Annotated in this window: 14 protein-coding genes and 1 pseudogene; 8 read left to right on the top strand and 7 right to left on the bottom strand. The window is 59.3% G+C overall.

The genetic code is table 11. The annotated features are described in order from the left end of the window. Positions 1-32: 32 nt before the first annotated feature. Positions 33-902, bottom strand: coding sequence for a hypothetical protein (locus ACFWAD_RS11875; protein ID WP_378543944.1), 870 nt, complete (start codon positions 900-902; stop codon positions 33-35). 585 nt (positions 903-1,487) lie between these two features. On the opposite strand from ACFWAD_RS11875, the pseudogene ACFWAD_RS11870 reads away from it, so the two are divergent. From ACFWAD_RS11870 to ACFWAD_RS11860, 3 genes and pseudogenes are all read left to right on the top strand, one after another. Beyond that, positions 1,488-2,711, top strand: a pseudogene (locus ACFWAD_RS11870) (IS3 family transposase). An 80-nt stretch (positions 2,712-2,791) separates the two neighbouring features. After that, the gene (locus ACFWAD_RS11865; protein WP_378543939.1) at positions 2,792-3,655 is read left to right on the top strand and encodes a hypothetical protein; all 864 of its coding nucleotides are present in this window, start codon (positions 2,792-2,794) and stop codon (positions 3,653-3,655) included. Positions 3,656-3,902: 247 nt separating this feature from the next. Then, positions 3,903-5,036 (top strand): hypothetical protein, encoded by a 1,134-nt coding sequence (locus tag ACFWAD_RS11860; protein WP_378543937.1) that lies wholly within the window; start codon positions 3,903-3,905, stop codon positions 5,034-5,036. 305 nt (positions 5,037-5,341) lie between these two features. Here ACFWAD_RS11860 and ACFWAD_RS11855 read toward each other — a convergent pair whose 3' ends face one another. Both ACFWAD_RS11855 and ACFWAD_RS11850 read right to left on the bottom strand, forming a co-directional pair. Continuing rightward, positions 5,342-10,606: a DEAD/DEAH box helicase gene (locus ACFWAD_RS11855; protein ID WP_378543934.1), complete on the bottom strand. Its 5,265-nt coding sequence runs from the start codon at positions 10,604-10,606 to the stop codon at positions 5,342-5,344. Positions 10,607-10,615: 9 nt separating this feature from the next. Then, on the bottom strand, positions 10,616-13,588 hold the full coding sequence (locus tag ACFWAD_RS11850; protein ID WP_378543932.1) for a hypothetical protein: 2,973 nt from the start codon (positions 13,586-13,588) through the stop codon (positions 10,616-10,618). Positions 13,589-14,463: 875 nt separating this feature from the next. Between ACFWAD_RS11850 and ACFWAD_RS11845 the strand changes: the two genes are divergently transcribed. The 4 genes from ACFWAD_RS11845 (at position 14,464) to ACFWAD_RS11830 (ending at position 16,971) form a co-directional block, all read left to right on the top strand. Then, complete coding sequence (locus tag ACFWAD_RS11845; protein ID WP_378543929.1) at positions 14,464-14,604, top strand: hypothetical protein; 141 nt, start codon at positions 14,464-14,466, stop codon at positions 14,602-14,604. A 194-nt stretch (positions 14,605-14,798) separates the two neighbouring features. After that, the gene (locus ACFWAD_RS11840) at positions 14,799-15,164 is read left to right on the top strand and encodes a hypothetical protein (protein ID WP_378543926.1); all 366 of its coding nucleotides are present in this window, start codon (positions 14,799-14,801) and stop codon (positions 15,162-15,164) included. A 108-nt stretch (positions 15,165-15,272) separates the two neighbouring features. Then, entirely contained in the window at positions 15,273-16,199 is a 927-nt protein-coding gene (locus tag ACFWAD_RS11835) for a NaeI family type II restriction endonuclease (protein ID WP_378543923.1), read from the top strand. A gap of 316 nt (positions 16,200-16,515) precedes the next feature. Then, on the top strand, positions 16,516-16,971 hold the full coding sequence (locus ACFWAD_RS11830; RefSeq protein WP_378543920.1) for a very short patch repair endonuclease: 456 nt from the start codon (positions 16,516-16,518) through the stop codon (positions 16,969-16,971). Positions 16,972-16,974: 3 nt separating this feature from the next. Here ACFWAD_RS11830 and ACFWAD_RS11825 read toward each other — a convergent pair whose 3' ends face one another. Both ACFWAD_RS11825 and ACFWAD_RS11820 read right to left on the bottom strand, forming a co-directional pair. Beyond that, a complete protein-coding gene (locus tag ACFWAD_RS11825; RefSeq protein ID WP_378543917.1) occupies positions 16,975-17,301 on the bottom strand; it encodes a hypothetical protein in 327 nt (108 codons plus the stop codon). 9 nt (positions 17,302-17,310) lie between these two features. Beyond that, positions 17,311-18,597 carry a DNA cytosine methyltransferase gene (locus tag ACFWAD_RS11820; RefSeq protein WP_378543914.1) on the bottom strand — a complete coding sequence of 429 codons (1,287 nt, stop codon included), beginning with the start codon at positions 18,595-18,597 and terminating at the stop codon, positions 17,311-17,313. Positions 18,598-18,836: 239 nt separating this feature from the next. Here ACFWAD_RS11820 and ACFWAD_RS11815 point away from each other — a divergent pair, with 239 nt between their 5' ends. Then, positions 18,837-19,541 carry an HNH endonuclease gene (locus ACFWAD_RS11815; protein WP_378543911.1) on the top strand — a complete coding sequence of 235 codons (705 nt, stop codon included), beginning with the start codon at positions 18,837-18,839 and terminating at the stop codon, positions 19,539-19,541. A gap of 270 nt (positions 19,542-19,811) precedes the next feature. Here the strand turns inward: ACFWAD_RS11815 and ACFWAD_RS11810 are convergent, their stop codons facing one another. Together ACFWAD_RS11810 and ACFWAD_RS11805 are read right to left on the bottom strand one after the other, a co-directional pair. Then, entirely contained in the window at positions 19,812-21,653 is a 1,842-nt protein-coding gene (locus ACFWAD_RS11810) for a DEAD/DEAH box helicase (protein ID WP_378543908.1), read from the bottom strand. Further along, positions 21,650-23,086, bottom strand: coding sequence for a transcriptional regulator (locus ACFWAD_RS11805; RefSeq protein WP_378543906.1), 1,437 nt, complete (start codon positions 23,084-23,086; stop codon positions 21,650-21,652). Before ACFWAD_RS11805 ends, ACFWAD_RS11810 begins: the two co-directional genes overlap by 4 nt. Positions 23,087-23,162 lie beyond the last annotated feature (76 nt).

The raw sequence follows: 23,162 nt of genomic DNA, 5'->3' as shown, positions 1-23,162 counted from the left end.
CTAGCCCTGGCACGGATGCCACTGCTGCTGCGTCAGCCCGTAGACACTGAAATGCCAACAGCATCAAGGACTGATGCCAGACCGGGGTTGTTCTTCACTTGTTCATCAAGATCAACCGTCGCAACTCGGTTGCGAAGTTGAGCAGGGTGCAGACGCCAGGCCGGCCTCATGCCTGGTTCATGCAGGCCCAAGCATTCTTCGAGTGTGCCAGGTATCCACAGCATCTGGGCACTCCCGCCCACTGAGTTGACCAGGGCCACCAGGTCCTGGACCTCGCGACCCGCCTTGCTGCCCACTTGGTCACTTTCAAGGATCGCCACAAACGAGATTGGCTTCTCTGCAGCCTGGGCGACTGCGTCGATCATCGGCGCCATGTTCATTGGTCCAGCGCTCGCTACCAACTTCACGGGTAGGGTCGCGGCTCGGAACTCACGCAGATATTCAATCACCAGCTGATCAAATCGACCCTCAACGAAAACGGTCCGCACGGAAGGAACCGTTCCGCGGGCACTCAGGAGATCTCCAAGTGTCACGTAAGGTGTGCCCGACTCCGCCGCTGCCCGAAGCTTCAATCGAATGGCGTCCGCGATGCCGATCCCGCCGTCGGCCAGGAGACGCACGTCGGCACCGTCGAAAAGCACCAAGTTGAGGTCCTTACCGGCTATAAGAGCTTCAACGGCATCGGTGCTGTACCCGCTCATGCTGAAGAACAAGCCGACTGATCCGGAGAGCTTGCCATCGATCTTGCCTTTGAACTGGTAGAGACTTGAGGCTGGATGGGACGCGGCCGTCCATTTGGCTTCGAAGAGGTAAGTTCGGCCATCCAGCCATATAGATCCGTCGACTTCTTCGCCGCTCGGCCGAAAGCTGGCCCGAGGTTCGAGACCCGCCTCGTGGAACATTCCTACGAGCGCACGTTCAAAGTCGCGACCTCTAGCCGCCTTCTCCGCCGTCGTTGCATTTGCTGGAAGCGAGGAAGCACTCGCTAGCCAACTCCTCCACCCGTGGTTCACAGAATTTCTTTGGTTGGTGTCACTCGTCGGACGGTCAATCTGGTCTTTGTCGTTGATGCCCGATCGTCTAGTCAACTCTGTAAGGCGCACGCCCCATTCTCACTGCCACCGGCGCATCGCCTGTCGAGGGGTCCGCTTTGGCACATTCACGTTCAGGTGTACCTTGATCTTGGGCGCAAACCGATCTGCGCATCAGTGCCGGTGTCACCACGCCTGGTCATGGAAGCGTGGGCGGAGCGGGAAGCCGCTCGGGTCCAGCGTCTAACAGAATCTGATCTGAGATATGCGATCATCGCGGAAGGCGTACCGGGAGATCAAACGGATGGTCGCGGCGATCTATCGACAGTTCGACTCCACAGTGCCCTCACGAACTGGCGGCGCGAACCTACTCGCAAGATAATCGGGCCTTGACCCCGTGTGATGGACACGCTTGATCCTGGTGTCAGACCAGGGAAAGCGAGAAGATCTCACCCGATAACCAAAAGGAATTACACCGAAGAGTTCCGCCGCGACGCAGTCGAGCTCTACCGCGACACCGACGGTGCGACCGTAGCCGGGATTGCCGCCGATCTCGGCATATCCCACAGCTCCCTGACCACATGGCTGAAAAACGCGGGTATTCCGATTCAGACACAGCACCAGCAGTGCACCACGGCCAGACCCCGGCGAAACACCCGAGCAGGAAGCCGGCAGGCTCCGCGCCGAGGTCGCGCATCTACGCGCGGAGAAAACCAAGCTCGAGACCGAGCGAGACATCCTGCGGTCGGTGGCCAAATACTTCGCCGGAGAGACGAATTGGTGAACCGCTTCCAATTCGTTGCAGACCACTCCGACACCTACCCGGCGAAGCGGTTATGCGAGGTCATCGATATCGCTCGCTCGTCGTACTAGGCTTGGATCAACGCTGCCGTCACGCGGGCTGCCCGCGCCGCCGCCGACGTCGAACTCGCCGAGAAGATCCGCGCCGTCCACACGGTGGACAACACCTAGGGGCGGCCCCCGATCACCGCCGAGATCAATCACCGACAACCTGCCGGCCAACGGATCAATCACAAACGGATCGCACAGATCATGCGCAAGAACCACATCGAGGGCCTGCGGCTGCGCTGAAAACACCGCACCACCAGCGCAGAATCAGCCGACACTCCGTCCCCGGACCTGCTCAACCGTGATTTCACCGCAGCCGCACCGAACGCCAGATACGTCGGCGACCTCACGTATCTGCCGTGCGAAGAAGGCGCTTTCCTATATCTGGCCACGGTGATCGACTGCTTCTCCGGCCGACTGGTCGGGTAGTCGATCGCCGAGCACATGCGCACCGCACTCGTCGAGAACGCCTTGAGCGCCACAGCACTGACCCGCGGCGGCCTGGCCGGTGCAGTATTCCATACCTATCGCGGAAGCCTTTACACCTCAAAGGGTTTCGCGATGCTCTGCGCAAAGTTGGGTGTCGCGCAATCGATGGGAGCGGTGGGCACGAGCGCCGATAATGCCCTGGCCGAGTCGTCCAACGCGACACTCAAACGGGAGACCCTGCAAGGCGCAACCCGCTGGGAATCATTCCGGGCGGCGAGGCTGGCGGTGTTCCGGTGGATCACCCGCTACAACACCCGGCGTCGGCACTCGTACTGCGACTATCTCAGTCCTGACAACTACGAAACCGCCCACGCATCCGATAGCTTGCGGCATGCCGCGTAATCACGAACTCCGTGTCCAACTTCCGGGGTCAAGACCCACCGATTGTTCGATCAAGATCAGACTGCGCTTACAGTCGCTCTATGCTTCGTCGCTGGCGGTATGGGATCTTGTGCATCCTCCTCTTTGTAGTAGGTGCATTCGCCGGCCACTGGACTGCCAACCGGGTGAACGCAGACCAGTTCGGTTCAAGTCAGTGGGGGCCAGCTGCGGCGTGGGTAGGTGCGCTGCTTACAGCTACTGCAATCAGCGTTTCTCTGTGGCAGGCCTTCGAAGCCAAGAGTAAGGCCAAACGCGACGCGGAATCTGCCGCAGGCAAGCTCGCAGAAGAGCGGGGACGACACGAGCGTGAGATGAAAGAGGCCAACAATCGTCTTGAACAAGAGCTTGACCTACAGCGACGGTTCGAGCAGATCCGGTCGATTCCACCGATTTGGGCCTCGATGACCAGGTTGACTTTGCCGACCTCAGACTTCCTGATGAGCTTGGCACGATTCAACGCAGCAAGCGAGGAGCGTCGGCTGGACGGGCGCACCCTACAGCGGCATGAGCTCGAAGATGTCCGAATCACATCATCAGCATGGATGGACGCCTTTGTACGAGTTGAAACCTCGTTCACGACCGCGCAACTTGTCATCGACAATGAACAGGTCACGAGGCTGATCGCAACGCTTTACAAACGATTGAAGACACTTCACGAAGAGGTCGCGGGCGCCCTGCACCGATGCTTCGACGACAAGCCAACGGACACATCCGCCCTGAACGAGAAGTTCGATCAAATCAATGATTTCAAATCACCGATAGTGATTCTCGCGCGACGGGAACTCGGTCGCGGAGGCCCCTTGATCGCGTACCCGGATGACATGTCAATCGAGGATATGATGCTTGTTCCACCCGACCCGACGGTGTTAGCGCAGATCGCGGAGGAGAAGGTTAAGACTGCGTAGACAGAGCGCCTCAAGCCAGTGGTACAGCTCCTCCGCTTCACGGATCGCTACCCTTCGACCGCTCTGCTCGACGGTGGCGAAGCCTGAAGTCAAATGTTTCAGCTCCACGCGACTCGAGGAACATCAAAGTCTCCGGACTCGCCGATGCGATTCATTTTTTAAATTCCGCGCTCCTTGCAAGAAGCCCTGAGGCGGCCAAAGTATCCGACCCGCGAAACACCGCCGCCCAAACTATGACGGAGCCCATGTGACTAAGTCCAATCGAGACCTCTTCAAGCCGGTTGTCTCCCCCACCAAACTTGATCCCCAATTCGCTGAGTTGATGCAAAACCTCAGATTTGAGGCAGCACGCGTGATCATGAATGAGGAATTCGCGAATTTCCACGATATCGATCACAGTTTCGTCCGCGAGTTCCAAACTGGTGGGTTCTCAGCTCGCGTATTTGAACTTGCGTTGTTCGCATATACCAGAGAAAAGGGACTAACTCTAGACCGCACCCACGCGTCTCCCGACTTTCTACTCGATGGGGATCCACGCTGTGCGATCGAAGTTACCACCACCAACCCCACACAGGACGCGACGCGCAAGGAGCTTACACAGCTACCGGATAACCTAGAAGCTGCGGCTCTCGCGTTTGTCTTTCAAATAGGAAAAGCTCTTCGCCGTAAGATCAACCATCGTGTCCACGGCTTACCTTACTGGGAGCTTCCCCATGTCGTAGGTGCTCCGTTCGTTATCGCCGTCGGGGCCTTTCATGACCAGCACGCCCAACTTCACCCGATGGGTCTCGTCGCCGAGTATCTATACGGAACGCGCGATATCGCCAGTTACGACAAGACCGGCAAATTGACGCTTAGACATGAGACCGTTACCAAACACAATTTCGAAGAAAAAGAGATTCCTAGTGGTCTTTTTCGACAAATCGATGGCAGAAATCTAGCAGGGGTACTGTTCAGCAATAATCACACCGCCATGATGTTCAACCGCATCGGCGGGGAGCGTGGACTAGCCGCCCCCAATACAGCCCAACTCCGCTTCGGAAGCCGCTACGCTTCCGATCCCGACGCCTCCGAACCTGCCTTCTTTGCATACGTCATCAGTAACACCGCAACCGAGGAGAGGGAGAGTTTCAGCGAGGGCCTACATCTTTTCCTCAACCCTTGGGCACACATACCTTTGAACCCTCGAGCACTTCCAGGCGTCACGGTTCACGAATTGCAAGACAATGGAGACCTCCTGACCACTACTCCACCCGGCCTGCATCCGTATATGTCTAAGACAATTAGCATCGTGGGACCGGGCGCCGACGAGTTCGCACATTACAAGTGCTTAGAAATCCTTGGACTTCTCCCTCCGGATCGGGGCAGACACAGCCAATAGGTCACGACAACGGAAAGCGTGGCGATTATTAAACTCCACCACTTGACCCCCATTCCTTCCGTGCCGACCCTGGCCGTACAGAAATCGGTTGCTCTTGCGCACCGTCACCGAACCGATTGGGAGGCAATCACTTCGGTGCGGCCGATTCAAAACGGTAGGACTTCTCTAAATTCTCGCTCGTGCGATTCTCTGTCGCAGTTCCGGATGCGCGCGTCTTTGAGGCCCTGTCTGGTATACCCAAGCCTCGATCAGCGGTCGAGTCGTTCTCTCCCATCACAACTTTGCACTCCTTTAACCGTGGAAAATTAGGCGAGGAGTCTCCATGCTGAGAATGGATTTCGCCGAAACTCGCGCAGGTCGAGAAGGAAAACAGACGAGTACTGTTGTTGAGCGCTGATAATGGCCTGCTCTTGGGAAGCTAAAAGGTAGTGGTCCTCTCCTCGCCAGAGCGGATGCGTGAGCAATACGCACTTCTGTTCGCATGTCAGTGTCGGCACGCCGTCAATTGATAGTGCGGTGGTATTCGGAAGGGCGGTTGCGGCGGCCTCGATCCACGTGGCGCGATCGGGCATAGATCGCGAGATCGTAAGTTGCTCTCCAGTAGTGAGTTCCAACATGTCGAGAGCGAGCCGCCAGTCGAGGAGAGAGTGGCGGCGTGCATTGTTGTACGACCTGAGGCAGTCAGGACAGGACGTATCGCAGTTGTCGGCATGTCCAGGGTCCTCCCAGGCAGTGCGGAGTTCTTCCAGAGCACCGGCAAGAAGTCGCTGGAATGCTGCACCCTCGCCGATCTCTATGGCGTAGCCCGCACCGTTTTCGGCTGTGTCGGCGAGGAAGACGCCGGCGCCGACCTGGTCTCCAGACTCGCCTTTGCGTGTTGTGGTCGGCAATCGCATAGGTACAAGGCCCGCTGCGATCTCGACAGGGTCGAGATCGAGCAGAACTTGCGCGGCGCGACGGAGCACCTCAGCGAAGGATATGTAGGCGGCCTTCCCCGACGGAAGGTCGTAGAGCGCAACTGTCCCTGATCCGATAGCAAGGGGGCCAGGTGTCACGAGGAGCGCATCGGTAACTCGTACCTCACCAATAGTATCCATCGTGCCGATCGCCGCGGTCGGAGTCTCTGCGATGATTGATTTGTCGGCCTGCGTGCGGAATTCGTATCCGCGCCCGAAGTTATCATTGATAGAGACCAGCTGCGCCTGCTCATACAAGTCGATCTTGAGATGCTCGAGCGGAGTTGATCCGGTCGGAGCATCACCAGGTATCAGTGCGGGCGACGATATCGTGTTGAGTACTTCCTGGTCGTCGTTGAAGGCTCGAGGTGTGTATGTGGTCCGAAAGCCGCGAGGTTCGTAGAGATTCATCTGCGTCATCGTGCTTCCGCAGGCGTTGCATTTAGCGAGCGCAGATAGTGTGGTCTGGCCGCAGGCGTCGCAGGTGCTGACTGGGCGCGCTTTGCCGATCGGGTCAGCAGGTACGGCTCGGCCGCCCATTACTGTGTATGCAGCGAAGCCATTGACAGTATGGACAAGTCCATCCTTGACAATCTCGGCTCCCGGCGCAAAATTTCGGATGGCCAGCTCGAGCGCCCTGTCACTGACTGCGTGGCGTTCCATCTCGCGCGGGTTGTGCACCTGCTTATTCCACAGGGTCCGAACTCTAGTAGGAAAGCCAAACATTGGCACAACACCATGCCTGGCAAGTCCAGCACTAAGTTCGGTATCAGCCGAGCCCGTCTCGGCATTCACGACTTCATCGATTCGGCTCGCGAGTGTCGTCCTGACGAAGCCGAGAACGGCCTTGCAATCAGTTGCGGGGAGAGGTGTGTGGGCAACCAGTCTGCTGACGATCAAATCGACTGCTGCGGATGTCCGGAGCCACTCAGCGACACCGTCCCGGAGGAGCGGAAACCACTCGTCCATCTGCCCGAATGTGCCGTGGTTACTGCTGGGTGTCCAGGTGGGAGGGGGCGATTGCGCGGCGAATGCCTCGAACAGGCACTCGCTAGCAACCACACGCTGGATTATCCGGGTACGTGCGAGGTCGAGGAAGGGTTGAGGGGGAACGTCGCCGGTGATGCGTTCTGGCCTGTTGAAGTAATATTCGTCGTGAGTTCGGTCGCGGCAGATCGTGAGCGCGAAACTTAGCGCCTGCCCGGAGCGGCCCGCACGGCCGACTCGTTGTTGGTAGTTGAATCGCTGTGGCGGCATATTTGCCATGAGTGTAGAGCGGAGTGATCCGATGTCGACTCCCACTTCCATTGTGGTGGTGACCGACAGCACGTCCAGTTCATCGGCGAGCCGATTCTCGGATTGGGTGAAAGCGCCCTTAAACCATCTCTGCCGGTCCCTTTGAACCGAGAGGGGCCTTGTCTGCCCGGTGAGCTCCGCAATAGTTAGCCGCCGAGGATCACGATGCGCAAGCCACGAGTAGTAGTCGTCTGCTTCTGCTGGAGCGGGTTGCTTTTCCAGGCTTGGAGCGAAGCACTGCCGGTTGGCGCATATTCCGAGGCTGGGTTGCAGGTGTGCAAAGTTGCAGCGGGTACAGCGCCATTCTGATTCGCCCGGTGGATGGAATCTGAGGGTCGAATCCGCGGAGGTTGTCTTGAGCAGCCATCCGCTTACCGCACGAGAGACCGCCGGATCGGCCATGAGAGCTATGAGCTGGGTGTTGAGCTGATCTTCGTCGCAACTGTGGGCATTGGCCGCGGCAGCAAGATACTTGCGGATGGGCGCTGGGGTGATCGCAACGGTGTCCACTCCGCCGCGGCTACTACCCTCGGTCCGACCCATGAGCCCGAGAATGCGTAGAACCGTGTGAAGCAGCTGTGCCTGCTGAACGTCATTTAATGGGCCGGGGACGGGCGTCCATCCGTCGACGTCAATGCGCGCAATACCGACAGATTCGAGATCGCGCCGCGCACGGTCGAAAGTTGCATCAACAACTGAAGACCGGAGAGCCGATTTGAGCTTTTCCTGCCCCATTGTAATCGGGGGCTCGGCCCAAAGGCCGTTCTGCGGTGGTCGAAATGCCCGATACCAGGGAGTTTCGCCGTCGAGAGAGTCCTCGAGTTGCTGGTTCCACGGGTCTGTCCCTGCCGGGTTAACGCCAAGCTTTACCAGAACACCAGTAATGCGCTCGCACATATCGCCGAAGGCAACAGTCGGAATCGAGCTGAGTTGCGCCAGGGCCTGCTCAATGGCCGACTGCTCCTCCCCCGAGAGCTCAACGCCTGCTCGTTGTTTCATACGAGCCATCGCGCCGCCGAGGAGTTCCTGCCTCGATTGAAGCTGGGTTGGATCTGCGATGATCGCGTCGAGCGCAGCCAGTGGGTCGGCGCCTTCTGCCAGCTCCTGCCGGAGTACCTGGCGGATGAGGTCACGGTGGTGGTTGCGGGCTACGCCGGCGGCGGTGCGGGCTGCGTCATCCCGGCTGTCGGTGAAGACGATGGTCTTTGAGTTCGCACCGCTCACCGTGCCCTGCCCTTCGTCGAGGGATCGAATGAGCTGCGATAGGTAGAGCTGCGTTGCGGCAGCTGCGCCGGAAGTGTGGGCGCGAATTGCGGACGTCACTTGCCCCGCCCGAAAAGTTCCCTTCGGGGACTTGCCCCCGGGCTTGTATGCGCATGAAGGACAGCGGTCCGGGAGTGCTGGAATCTGGTCCTCCGGAGAGGCTCCGGTGAAGGCGAGCCGAACTCCGGTTGGTGCACCACCGGTGGACGCGGTACCCAGCGACGGGTTCCAAGATACTGGCGCGAATGCGAGCTTGACACCCTCACGGGTCCAGGAATCGTAGCCGCTGAGGGTGCCTGGGCGATACCAATAGAACTGTTTGGCCGGACGTAGGAAGACCGGCTTTGCGCTCTGGTTCTCGCCCAGAGGGGTCGGAGAGAGGAGGGTGTCGGACCCCTGGGTCTCGATGATGTATCCACCGAGGCTGATATCGCCACACTCGTAGCAGTACAGGAGCTCGAGGACACGTGCGCCGCAGTCTGAACACGCACCTAGCGGAGTGGTGAAGAGACGACCGATCATCCTGTCTTCCGATTCCGTTGTAACACCCGAACATTCGGGGTTAGTGCAGGCCCACATCCCGCGGGGCACTCGGACGAAAAGGTGGGCACGTAAAGGAATGGGGGTGATGGTTGCGGTGGCCAGGTCAGCGTTTGCTAGTTGCCTTAAGGCAGTTGTGATGAGCTGACCTTCTTTGTCCTCAGGGAACAGTCGGCCGGAAATCGTTTCCAGCGAAGTAGCCCGTATACGGCGCTCACCGTCGTCATGACATGCCGCGGCAATGGCGTGCGTAAGCTTGCCGGAGTCGATGGCACCTGTCGAGAGCAAGCGAGCGTCAATTGCTTCGAGTGGCGAGATGGAGATCTGCTGACCTGTCTCTACCGTGAAACTATCCGAGTCAACGCCGAAGAACTCCTCGAGGTACTTACGCCCTTCGTCTGTATCGGTGAGTGACGCCGACGTCGCGATAATCCGCAGCTGCGGACTGTCGGCGGATAGCCCGAGCCTTCTCAGCAAGGCCCGCAAGATCATCGCGACTTCGCTGCCCTGTGTGCCGCGGTAAAGGTGAAGCTCGTCGACGACGAGTGTGAACACGTTCTCGCTGCTGGCGGCAAGCCACGCGGCGGTCTGTACAAATATCTCCTCCTCCCGATGGCGCATCATCATCGTGTTGAGCATGGAGTAGTTCGTTACCAGGATGTCGGGAGCGTGCGCGATCATGTCCCAGCGGGTCATCATCTCACCAGAGCGCGGATCGGGGAATTGGCTCAGATCGACATCCGATCTGCCCTGTTGCTGAGCTTTGACCAGGGAATCGTACTCATGAGCGTAGGCACGCAACTCCTGCGCAACTTCATTGACGTTCGTATTCGACTTCTCACCCGTGCCGATGGTGTTACCGGTGTAGCGCCCGAACCAGATCGGGTGCAACGGATCATCCTGCCGCAATGTCCGGACTGCCCTTCGCAGTCGTGTCATCTGGTCTTCCACCAACGCGTTGGTCGGGTAGAGGATGAGGCCCCGTATGCCAGGCAGGCGATCTTCACTGCCCCGAATCGGGGTCCAGCTGGGCTTGGCTGATTCCCACCATGATGTGGATGGTGTTTGAGGTTTCCATTGCGCGGACTCTCCTACCACTCTCAAGAGCAGAGGTAGCAGGAAGGACTCGGTTTTTCCGGAGCCGGTCCCGGATGTGACAACAACGTTCCGGCCAGCGGAGTTATGTTGCAGGAAGTGGTGAATTATGGCGTTCGCCTGATGCTCTCGCAGGGAGATTTCACCCCCCGGCGCGCCGGGGAACAACGCGGTGGCCACTCGCTGAGCTATCGAGTGGGATATACCCGCCTTGGCTGCGACCTCATCGAGCCGGGCGATGTTGGGGTAAGGCATGACCGGTTCGATCATGACCTTGCCCACGAGCGCACCGGGTTTGCCGAGCAACTCGCGACGCTCCGCCATGACGGCGTCGTTGTTGAGCCAGAACGCCGTATCGAAGTAGCGAAGATATGTATCGCGCAACGCATCTGCGAGGGCTACGGGATTAATCGGGTCCATGCGAAAACCTTACGTAGTCAAGAGGGTTGTCAAGAGGTCTGCATTTGCTTTGTCGATCGACGAGTACATGAGACACTTTCGCTTTTCCTGGGCAATGGCGACTGATTTCAGGGAGGGGAGGTGCCCAGTAAAGGCAACCGCCGCACGGTCGTACAGACCCGGCAGTTCGCAACCGCGCGGTGTGAGGAGTGCTTCAGACTTCTCGATGTAGAACGCGAATGTCTTTCCAATAGAGTTCGCAGCCAGGTGTTTCGCGAGATGGACGCTGGTAATGGCAGCCAGGCCGTCGTTGATGTCGTTCTCATCACGAAAAATATAGAGAATTTCGAATCCGCGCTTGATGCGGTACGCACCTGGGTTGGCAATGTCGCCGGTTGACATCCACGTCGCAGACGCGAGATCGAATCGTTCTGCAGATTCGAAGCCAGGCACGGTCACTCGTTCGATTGCAGCACCGACCTCGGACAGCCGGGGAAGCGCACGAAGGAGTTCCGCGCCTGAGCCCGGCACTATCGTTGCATCCTCGAGGTTTGCGATGATTTCCAGTTGCTCAGTCGTGAGAGGCGAGACCAGGTTCTCTGATGGGCCAGTCTCCTGGGCAATCTGTTTCAGAACCTCGGAACCGAACTGCGATCTGACAGTAGCAATTGTGGGTCGCGACCATCCTCCAGTGAGTCGGTACTGACCACTCGCTACTTGAGCGAGGCAAGACGGTGAAAGTTCCCACCTTGTCGGCCGGCCTCGGTGATCGCGCTCAATAGCTATGTGGCCGAGTGCTTCCAGAGTCCGGGTAAAGGTGTCGACAAACAGTGCCGATCCCTCCAGCTGCCGCGCCACGCGGTCGAGTGAACTGAATGGCCCTCCGCCGAGGTGGATCAGCGTGTCGAGCGCGGCATCCCAGTTGAACTTGGCTTTGGCGACGACAGGCAGAGCCGTAACACTGACTAGGTCATCGCCAGCTTCCCTAGCGTTTGCTGGAATGCCCTTCTGTCGACGAGACGGGAGCCAGCCAGGAAAGCGCTTGACCAGCCCGCACGAACTGCATTCACCCTCAATGACTTTAGTTGCATGACCGCCGTACCACGTCGGGAGACTAATGTGGTGCGCTCCGGTGACGACGCATGACTTCGGATCTGGAGTACCAATGCTCACTCGATGAGGCTGGCTAAGCGTTCGGGGTTTACTCCAGAATATTTTGCTCGTCGCAGGCTCCGTGGCGGGAATGCCTGCGTCACCGTCGCATACCAGCCCATCGACAACGATATGCGACGCCATCTCTTCGGAAGCACAGAGAGCGCCGAGGGGGCTGTCGAGATTGTATGTGAGCCTGGGTGCACGATTCCACGTGATCTCGTCAATTGCGGCCCCGGAGCGCAATCGTACCGAAATCTGTTGGGTAGGATTCGTATTCGAACCCGTGAACAGTGATATCTGATAGTCACCGTCCTGCAGATCCAGATCCGAGAGTGGCGCAACGAGTGAGCCGCTAGAGGATTCCCAAGACTCGATAGGCACTTCGGTTTCCACGTCGGCCAGGGTTACCCGCAGTTTCTTCTCACTCTGCACAGTGGCCCGAATCTCTGGCGGGCTCACAGTCGACCATTTGCGAATCCGCGAGGGAATCTGGAGACCGCCGGCAACGGTGAGCTGGTTGCGAGCGAGTGGAACGAGCTCATTGAATTTGGTAGAGACCGGAGCTGTGAAGAGCTGGACGTTGCTGAACAACGTCCATCCGTCAGGGAGCCCTTCGATCGACGTCGCCGTCGTGAATCCTGGCCGTGCGCAATGACTGAGGACCCGCTGCACCTCTTCGACAGCGCCGCTTGCAGCTGCCGTCGTCCCGGTAGTGCGCACCAAGAGCAAGGAGTCGACCCCGAGTTGCAGACGCTCCGCTTGTACATATGCGGACTGGAGATCGTCATAAATTAGAGGCACTATTCTTCGGGGGTGCCGCTTGTATTCAGGTCCTTCGTTAGCCTCCGCGTGCCGGATCCGGACGAGTCCATCCAGAATTGAGCCGAAGTCGATCTCTTCGGTATAGCTTGTCCGCCATAGGCCGGCTGTGCCTGGAATGAAGCCGATTGCTGACCACCTCCCGGCGGTCTCCAGGACTTCCATGTGCCCGTCCATGAGTTCACCAATTGGACGTACAGCAAGCGAAAGATCGAGTGACGAGCCGAGGAAACCAGTACGCATATTCGCAACGAGAATGGTGCGCCCAGTAGTGACCGAGCTATGGGAATCTTGTTGACCGCCATCCCAGTTCGCGAGTTCGACCGCTGCAATTGTTGCGATACGATCGTGGGAGTCCGTACGTTTCCAGAGACGGCGCAGATTTCCTGAGGGCGCAGACGAGGCTGACGTCAACCACATTCCGAGGTAAGGAATAAGGTCCTCGGGTGCTAATCGCATGCCGGGGCTCAAACCGTACTGGGTGAACATCAAGCCGAAGCGGCGGCGGTCCGCTTCCCTGACGAGTGCCTGCGCCATCGGCAATCCGACGTATCTGTGGGTAAGTGCAAACGCCGTCGGAATCCCGCGCTCGCCTTCGAGGTTCTCAAGCCATTTGTTGACTCGCTTCCACAGCAACTCCGCATACTGCCGATATTCCTTTCGGAGAGCGGAATCACCGTCGTCGAGGCTGAGTATCCGGGCGAGCCGCGCATAGTAGGCATGAGGGGCAAGCCCTTCCTCAGTGTTGCCCATCTCTTCAGCTGCGATTACCGTCACCGCGAGAAAAGCGAGGCACGGCGGCTCCTCGATCGATCGTCCGGGCAATCGCCGAGTTTGCGATGCGATCTTGCTCAGTGAGAAAGCACCATCTCGATCTATAGTGGCGCCTCGAACAACTTCTACAAGGGCCGCACGGGAAGACGCAGGACCTTCCTTAGCTGCGGCCGCTATCTTGTCAATGAGATCCTGTTCGAGATCCATATAGGCCGGCACTGCCTCATCGGTTTCAGGATAGATAACCTCGGCCACGGCAGCATTCCATGCAAGGTATCGCTGCCAACGCTGAGCGGGCGTACCCGACGGTTGCCGGAATTCGATCTGACGCCTTTTATCGCTAGAGAGGTGCACCTTCTGAGTCCTCCCAAGCTCCAGGGGGTATACCTGCCGGTGACCCTAGCGCAGGACTGTGACAGAAACCCGGCTTTCTACGCAAAGGGAACAACTGTCATTGCATTTCGCCAAAATTCCACATGGAGGTTTTCTCAGCAGCGCCGACAACTCTCATCGAAATAACACGAATGCAGCTCTTTGGCTATCGAGCCGATCCGAGATGCCTGCCGCAGTACGACAAGGACGAACCGCGGGCGAAACTGCCGGACCCCGCAGTCCGATGCCCGCAACAGCCGTCAAGCGTGACATACCCATCTTTGGCCTGCCCTGCCGTTTCAGCGATCTGGCGAAACTTTCACTGTGAGATCAGCGATGTCTTCCTTTTCGATGTCCCCGTCCGGCCGATTCAACTTGGGAGTCACGTACGCGTTGGCCATAGCGCGACGGTCAGTATTTGTGAAAAGCCATCCCTCGGCAGGCCCATAGCCTGTGTTCCCGGCGACGGAATAGATCTCGATGACCTCGAAGTCGGGCTTTCGGCGTGGCGCTTCGCTTCCCCGCTGACATGGCCCTATCTGCCCTTACTCGGAACTCCGACGGTACTACCTCCTCCTTCGAAGACCGGTTTGATGTCGCATTCATAGGCGTCTCACACCATCCCGGGTTGCCGGACAGCGCCGAAGATTCGCCGGACGCTGCCCTAAATGCCCCCGAAACTTCTGCGGTGATGAGCATGTATTTGTTGTTCGGGGCCAACCGTCCCCGAGCTCGACACCTCGTGAAAGGCACTGCTCATGACGGACAGCGAAGTGAGCCGCTCCTCGCAGGTCTCTGCCGCCGAGTCCCTCGTCACGGTTGGCGAGGGAAAGAAGTTCACCACGCCCGACCTGAACAGAGCGGTCTCCGTACGCGCACAACGATCGTCGGATGCGTGACCTGCGTGCATATGGGTGGCTCATCGGCAACTACAAGGTCAAACCATCCCTGGCGCAGGACGAATATCTCGTCCGGGAGATCGCAACCGGAGCGTCATCGACGAGCGCCCGCCCAGGGCCGCACGCACACCGCCGGCGGAGCCAAACGCCGCCGGAATCTCGAACGCGACAGGCATGTCTGTGCCATCGGCGGCGTGCCCGCCAGTGAATCGTGCCCCGACGCCCCCAGTCAGCGGGCGGTGCTCACTATCGGGCACCTCATTCCAATTGCCCGCGGCACCGATGATGAGAACAACTTCCGCGCGGAATGGCAGCGCTTCGGTGAAGAGTCCAGGGACAACACCGTCGACCCGCCTATCACCGACTTCGTCCTGACCCGGGCGAGGAACGTCCGCAACCGCAAGGAGAGGAAGCGGCTTCTCGCGTGGACGGTCGCCAACCGCAGAAGCCCAGATGACGCCGTGCTGGTCCTCCTCGACTCGTGCCGCCTGCCCCACCCGGAGCAGGTGCGGGTGGGGCAGGAATCCGGAAAGGAGATCCTCGCCGACGAAGACGGCTAACCGCCAACCCCTATTCACACCCTGACGACCGCGAGGCGCAACAAGCACCCCGCGCGATCACCCCGCGCCCAACCGGCACCGATCGTTTTCCGGAAAGGAACCCGACCCATGACCACCATGGACGCCTTCGCAGAACCAGACCCCGAAATGGAGGCTGTTGCAGACGAACTCCTGCGCACCGACCCCGACGGAGCCCGCTGGGCCGCCGTGGTCCGGCACACCTACGACATGATCTACAACGGCGCCGAAACCGGGCGCTACCGCTGGGACCAACTGATGAAAACCGAGAAAACCCACTTCGGCACGCTGTTCGAGATCAATGCCCAGCGCGAATTCGAGTTTGACGGCGGTGACCAGACGGACTACCGCATCGCCGGACACCAGGTCGACGCCAAGTGGAGCCAGAAGGAAGGCTCCTGGATGCTTCCACCCGAGGTGTTCGGCCGCCTCGCCCTCGTCGCCACCGGCAACGACGAACGTGCGATCTGGTCCCTCGGCCTGGTCCGCGTCCGGCAGGAATACCGCTCCGAAGGAGCGAACCGAGACAAGAAGACCACCCTCAACTCCCTCGGCAGATCCTCAGTGCGCTGGCTGTGGAAGGACTCCCCAATGCCCGCGAACATTCTCTTGCAGCTCCCCCGCCCCAACGTCGACGACCTCTTCACCCGCAAGTACGGCACCCAGCGGACCAACCAGCTATTCCGACTCGCCGAAGGACAACTGGTGCACCGCAGCGCCGTCCGCACCGTGGCGATGCAACTCGACGACCAGAAACGCGTCCGGACCAACGGCGGCGCCCGCTCCGCACTCGCCCCCGAGGGATACATCATCCTCAGCGGAACGAGGGACGAACAGAAGCAGATCGCCGCAGACCTCGGGGTCCCTGTGCCGAGCAGGACGGAATACATCGCCGTCCGGATAGTGCCCGCCGGACCTGGTTTCGGCGTCGAGATCAAAGGGGAGCAGTGGCGGCGGGCCACCCCAGGTGAAGTCTCGACCAAACCTGCACCACTGTTCGGCAAGACCGAGGAGTAGCCACGCTGCGTGCGATCGGCTCAGATGTCTTGGCGCCGCGGATGTCTGAGCCCCAGCACCGAGACGAGGCAACAATCGCACTAGCCTGCGGACATGGCATCCGGGGTGCGAACGCCGAGGACCGGACGGGGTGCAACTAGCTACGACACCGTAGCGACATCGGTGGGCCGACCTGTCCTTCCCCTGCAAGTACCAGGATGATGTAGCGAGGAGGTCCTTCGGTACTCCCGCCAACAGCGGGAGTACCGGGGATCGGCCAACTAGGTACTGACATTGCGTCAGCCTTGAGTGAGCATCGCCCGGCTAGACTCGCCTCATGTCCACCAGCGGCACGGGTGAAGACTCCGCGTACCAACTGAGCCCGGGCCGATCACGAAACATGCGGGCAATTCGCCGAACTGACACGAAACCGGAAGTGGCACTTCGACTTGCTCTTCACGGACTGGGCCTCAGATATCGCAAGGATTTCCCCATCCGTGTCGGCGGGCGGCTTGTCCGGCCCGACATCGTATTCACACGTTGGCGCGTGGCGATCTTTGTGGATGGATGTTTCTGGCATTGCTGTCCTGAACATGGCCGGGATCCGGGAGTAAATCAGGAGTACTGGTCACCGAAGCTTCGCCGAAATGCCGAGCGGGACAAAGTTCAAACACTGCTGTTGGGGCAGGAGGGCTGGACAGTGATCCGTATCTGGGAACACGAGCTGATGGAGGATGCGGTACCGAAAGTTCAAGCCGCTCTTGGCGAACAGCAGTCGCGGGCTCGCTGCTGATCGTCAACTCGCAGGCGGCAGAATCCCCATCAGTGCTTCCACGTTGCTGTTCGTTGTCGATTCATACGTCACCGCGTCGGACGTGTCCTGGTACTCGTAGACACCGACAGCCCACCCCTGATGATCCGCACGTTCCCAGGCAAGCGGACCATCCGCGTCGGTGATGAGCGCAAATTTGTTCTCGTCAATGGCGAGTTCGATTGCTGCGCTCATGCCACCCGTCTGCGTGAACGTCGCGCGATACCCGTTCGACGACAGCAGATCCAAGACATCGAGATACTGGAGAGTGCCGTACTCGATCGATTGGCCGTAGACGTTCGATTCACTCATGCCGTGCTCCTAACTGACTCGCGAACGATACTCGGCGATGTATTCATGCCGATGGTGGTCCTCTTGCCCGACGAATCCCTTGAACTCACCGAGACGGTATGAGACACCGGTCTTGTTCTGCTTGATCTCTACCTCGAAGTCGCGGGAGAGATCTGCGATTCTGCGTTCGAGTTCGTGCTCTTCGGCAATGTCCTCCGAGATGGCTAGGAGGCGTTTTGCCGTCATGAATCCGTCGGTGGACTGCAATGCCCGGTAGACGGAGTCATGGACAGCGCTGGCGGCTAGTTCGGGTATGTCCCGTCGCTCGGCGGTCCGATTGAAGGCCGCGATGATGGACGTACCGATTGCCTGAGCGACCGGCGGCGGGAAGGCGTTGCCTATCTGGCGATATGTCGCGGTCTTGAGGCCAGCGAATTTCCATTCCCCGTCCTTCCAGCCTTGGAGACGCGCAACCATCGGGATGGTGAGCTTTGGTGGGGCATCAAGGGGGTGCGGCGAGTCCTTGGCCGGTACCTCGTTTGCGATTCCCATTCCGCTCACGCCGAGGTTCAGCCAGGCCCGTTTGGCGCGTGTCGGGCCGAGATCAGCGCCGCCGTGCTTCTTGCTGCCACCGACAAGGGTTGGTGCGATGTCGTTTGCCAGCTTCACCCAGTCATCGAGGTGCCGCCAGCCTTCCTGCCCCATCAGGTCTTTCAGCACAGTGCCAACGGTTTTCTTCGTCGGAGAAGGCTTGGGCCAATGGAAATATGCGGCATCCTCGCGTTGCAGTGCCACGAGGACAAATCGCGGGCGCAGCTGCGGCACACCGAAATCGGAGGCTTGCAGCAAGCGCCAATCGGCGACGTATCCAGCCTCTGTGAGCCGGTCGAGGATGCGTTGCCGATACGCCGCGAACCGCGGCGCGGACAACCCTCGCACATTTTCGAGCATCAGGGCGCGGGGCTTGATTTGTACAGCCGTCTCCACAGCCCATGCGAATAGGTCACGCTCGTCCGATGCGCCGAGTTGCTTGCCTGCGATGGAGAACGGAGGACATGGCACGCCGCCCGCTAGCAGATCGATGCCTGCGTAGTCGCTCGGGTTCCAGGTATCGGGGTTCGCGACGTCGCCCCAGGCGACCTTCCATCCCGGCCGATTGAGCTCGAGGGTGTCGCAGGCGTTGCGGTCGAGTTCGATAGCCAACTCATGCTCGAAACCGGCTTTCTCGAGCCCCAGAGCCTGGCCACCAGCACCCGCACAGATCTCGACAACCCTGTAGCGAGTCGCCGGTGGCACGGTTTTCTTCTTGGCTGGCATTGCTCCATCTTCCTATACCTGAAACGAAGTACAGTCCACACTACGAACTCGAACGTTTGTTCGACTATACCGCAAGTGATACAGCTCTCTCTTGCGCCAGTATCAGCGGTGCATATTTCTGCCGGACGATGCCGGACATTGCCAGGCTAGCATTCGGCACCGTCATTCACGTATGTTTGTTTCTGCCGCACTGCCGCACTGCCGAACGATCGTCAATCTCACACTGTCAGGAGGACCTCGTGCCCGAGGGAGAGATCCGCCGTTCGTCGAAAGTGCTCGTCGCGGCATTCATCGCGAACATCGGCGAAGGACACAAGTTCACGAAGCTGGAGCTGCACGCGGCTGTACCGGACTTCTCGCAGGTGGATCGACGCATGCGCGACCTGCGCGAGTGCCGCTGGGTCATCGACAACTACAAGGTGAACCCGTCTCTGAAACCGAACGAGTACCTCGTGCAGAAAATCGGTGTTCGAATCGACCTGGGTGAACGGCCACCCACGCCAAAGCGCAGAACGATCAGCGGAGCGAAACGACGCGAGATCCTCGAACGGACAGGGAACCTCTGCGCAATCTGCGGTGTCCCTGCGGGCGGCTCGTACCCCGACCTGCCAGGGCGCCGGGCAGTACTGACCATCGGGCAGATCGCATCGGACAACCCATCCGGCCCCGGCGACGAGAATAACTTGCAAGCCGAGTGCCACCGGTGCAACGAAGGGCACGACAGTACTGCCAATCCACCGGAGTGGGAATCGGTATTGGCGCAAGCCCAGGACATCGGCGCGAAGGCCGACAAAGCACGGCTCCTGTCGTGGATGATCGCGAAACGGAGAACCGCGGACGACATCGAACGAATCTTCACCCAATGGCGCCGGCTCCCCCGCAACGACCAGGACCATGTGATGGCGGCCTTCTCGAACCAGGTCCTCAGGTCCATGGACGACTGACAACCCTAATAAATGTCTCCGAGTCGACTCCGCGGCGCCAGTCCACACATAAGGTCGCGGATCTCGTTGCACACGTCGTGGCACCAGGATCGAGTAGACCGGTGTCTTAAACGAGTGAAACACCTTAGTTCGCAATACTTTATCGGTCCCATCTCGAAAATTGGCAATCGGCTAAGTTGATCCACGATGGAGGGCGCCGGTGCTTCTGTCCCGCAGTGAGGCAGTGGGATAAGGTTCGACATTGATCGCGCCGGGAATGGGCCGACGGCCCTACACCCGAGTGACCGGCGTATTGAGATGCTGGAGGAGTGCACGAACGTCGGCCGCGTCCATTCCCGCACCGGCTGCCGGTTCCTCTTGCAGATCGGCAAGCTGCTGGACCCCGGGGTCGTCAAGGATGCGGCCCATGAACTCAAGTTTCTGCTCCAACCGCAGCCGCACGACCTCATCGACCGTGCCGCGGGTCGCCAGGATCGTCACACGCGTCTCGGTATCGGGGGCCAATCCGAGGCGGTGAATCCGGTCCAGGCTTTGCAGAAACCGGCCTGCCATGAAGTCACGGTCCACGTAGACGGCGTCGTGGCAGATTTGGTGGAGACTGATGCCCTCCCCGAGGGTGGCCGGGTTGGAGATTAGGACATGGCAGTCCGGATCCTGGCGGAAGCGGCGAATCTGCTCATCGCGATCGGGAGTTCCGCCGTACACCGCGGCCGGACCGTAGCCCTCAAGCAGCTTTTCGAGGGTGGTGAGACTGCGTACGAATGTGGTCCACACCAGGGTTTTACGACCGTTCGCGGCGTTGTCGGCGACAATCTTCAGTGTTTCCTGGTACTTCGGTGACAGCCCAAGGCTCGGGAGTTGTTGTAGAAGCTCGAAAAGCGAATCGCCTGGGGACGGCTGCAACGGTGGCAGCTGGTACTCCAGCGGTTCATACTGGCTTGCACCCTCCAGAAGCAACGCTGGGCTGATCGCAGCCATTAGTAGCCGCAGCATCGACCGGCCCAGCGATTCGATGCCGTCTCGTGAGCCTTCTGCCCGAGTCGAGAAGTTGCCCTTCAGTGCCTCGTAGACCTCGGCATGGACGGGCGGCATGTCCAGGTAGCGGATTTTCGGTTCGAACGGGGGCAGGCCGAGTTCGTGTTTAGTCGTGCGGGTAAACAACGGGCGCAGTACCGAGCTGGCATAAGCCAAGTCACCCCCACCGACCGCCTCCGTCACCACACGTTTACCGTGGCCCGGCCACACGAAGGACAGAAGATTCTCCAAGTCCTTTGCCCCATTAGGCGCTGGCGTTCCGGTCAAGATCAGTCGTCTGTCGGCAAGCGGTCCAAGTGCCAGACACGCGGCGCCGTATGCGCCGCTGGCACCAAGCTTCATACGGTGGGCCTCATCCAGCACGATCATCGACGGCTCGGCTCGCAACCAGGTTGCCAGGCTTCCCATTGTGCGATCCAGGCGTTCGTAATTTACGATGCGTAGCTCCGCGAGGTGGTCGTCCGAACGCCCGGTGATTGCGGTCCGAAGTGGTTCATTGAAGCAGAAGCCGCTCTCGAACTCCCATGATTCATAGGCCGATTTCGGGCCAACGACCAAGAGCCGTCGGGCTTCTCCGCGGTCGCGCATCGCGGCGTAGACCGCGAGCGCCACACGGGTCTTGCCGGCGCCCGGGACGCTGAAGTTTGCGCCGTGACGCAGAGAAAGCAACCGAGCGATATCTCGCTGCTGGAACGGCGTGAGATCTGCCTTCCACCGTGGGCCCAGCAACCGAGTGACGTCATCGGACCGGACGATGTCTGTCGCGTTTCCGGACATTCCATCATCAAGACTGCGTTCCACAGTTTCGGCGTCGTCAAGAACGCCGTTGACAAGCGCCATGAGGTCGTCATCCCAATCGACATCGGGATGGACCCATGTAGCAAGCTCGATAAGATTTACCAGGAAATCATCAAGGTCGACGACTGCGGATAGCGGTCCTCGTTGACCTTTCGTGGCGATTCGTGCCGTCAGCTGGGTGAAATCCGACTGAAACGCCGGCTGGGTACGCAGTTCGACACTCGTGCGAGTTATGTCGAAACCCAGGTACAAGGAAGGCGCGCTCTCCGGACGGATCACTGTTGTGCCTGCTTCGGCTCGACTGCACCGATCAGCCAGGCCAGCCCGTTCCCGGGGAGGTCAATGCTGCGTTGCGCTTCGACAGCTAGCTTTGCAAGGACGCCACGCAACTGTTCGAGCGAATCGTCGAAGGCGCCTTCGTCAAGACTGGAATTACCCCTGGACATCACCACGTCAGTGATCGACTGTTCCAGGTGCTTACAGGCGTCGCTTACCCGGTCCGGTGCCGCCCGGCGCTTCTTACGCAGCCGCTCATCCCGATCAGCGCTGTCGATAGCGGTTTCGAATGCCTTCTTGTAGGAGTCAACGATGGTCGACGCAGCAGAACTTTGAGCAGGCGTGGCGGCGTCACCAGCTGCCTCAACGGCCTTAGCCTTGAGCAGCTTGTTAGTAATTGCGCGTGCGGCACTGACGTTCGGACCAGCCGCCTTCACATTGCGATTCAGCCCGGGGATCGAAACCGACGAAGGGGCAGCAGCTCCCCCATCTTCCCTATACTGTTGCGGCAGAGTCGATTCAAGGTAATTGCTCAGGAAGTCAGCGTTGATATTTCTGACATCGGTCTTGGAGAAGTCAAGTGTGATCGCAGAGAGTCTTGCCTCCTTCATCAAGTCTGCCCGTTCTTTACTTTTGCCATGCTCTTTGTCGTAGGCCCGGTAGAGCTCGGCCAATTTTTCCTGAGCGCCTTCGAAGTCCATGAGACGTAAGGATGCTCCTTCGTCCGTAACGCTGCGCTCGATCAAATCCCGAAGCTGCGCAAGGACCCATTGGTCACGCTCGCAGGCCGATACCGTGGTGTGAAACGACTTGGCGATTGCCGCGAGGTCTCGGTTGAGTTGGCCTCGCTGCTCATCGATAGCAAGGAGCCGATTTATATATGAGTAGTCGCGCCGCGTATCGGGACGTAATTGCAGCGACAACTCGACATCATTGATATCCCCCCACGTACAAGACGCCGGCAGTACTGCGACGCGCATATGCGTTGCAGAGTTGAGTTCCCGAAGCGCCGCGCAGCGTGTGTTTCCATTGACCAGAATCCCGTCCCGCGTAATCAGGCCTGGTTCGATCTGCTTGTGCTCTGCGAGGCTCTCTTTCAACTCGTCGAATGCCGGATCCCGGTGGTCGGGCTCGGAAGGCCGGATCGTCAGCAGGTGCTTCAGATAATCCTGACTTTCCGAACTCCAGGGATCTGCCGTGAGTTCGCCATCAAGCTTCGGAATGAGGCTACGTTGCGCTCGAATGCGATGCGTGCCGGGATTGTAGAAGAGGGCCTTTAGCGGCACATCGATGACTTCGACGTGCAGAGAAGCGCCGCGCCATTCCACAGTCAGGGTCTCAGCGACGCCGGCGTTGTCGCGTTGATCTTTAAGCCGTGTCTCAACTATCGAACGGAAGGCAGCAGCATTTGGGGGAGTTCCAAAGTCGGTGAACATGATTGTGTCTACTCCTCAAAGATGGCGGGATCAAACATCGGAGACAACCGGCGACGCCGGCCTTGATAACTTTGCA

Origin of the sequence: Rhodococcus sp. NPDC059969 (assembly GCF_042738325.1) — a bacterium.
Classification (GTDB): Bacteria; Actinomycetota; Actinomycetes; order Mycobacteriales; family Mycobacteriaceae; genus Rhodococcus_F.
The sequence above is the reverse complement of the archived record's forward strand: the minus strand, read 5'-3'. Positions and strand labels throughout refer to the sequence as shown.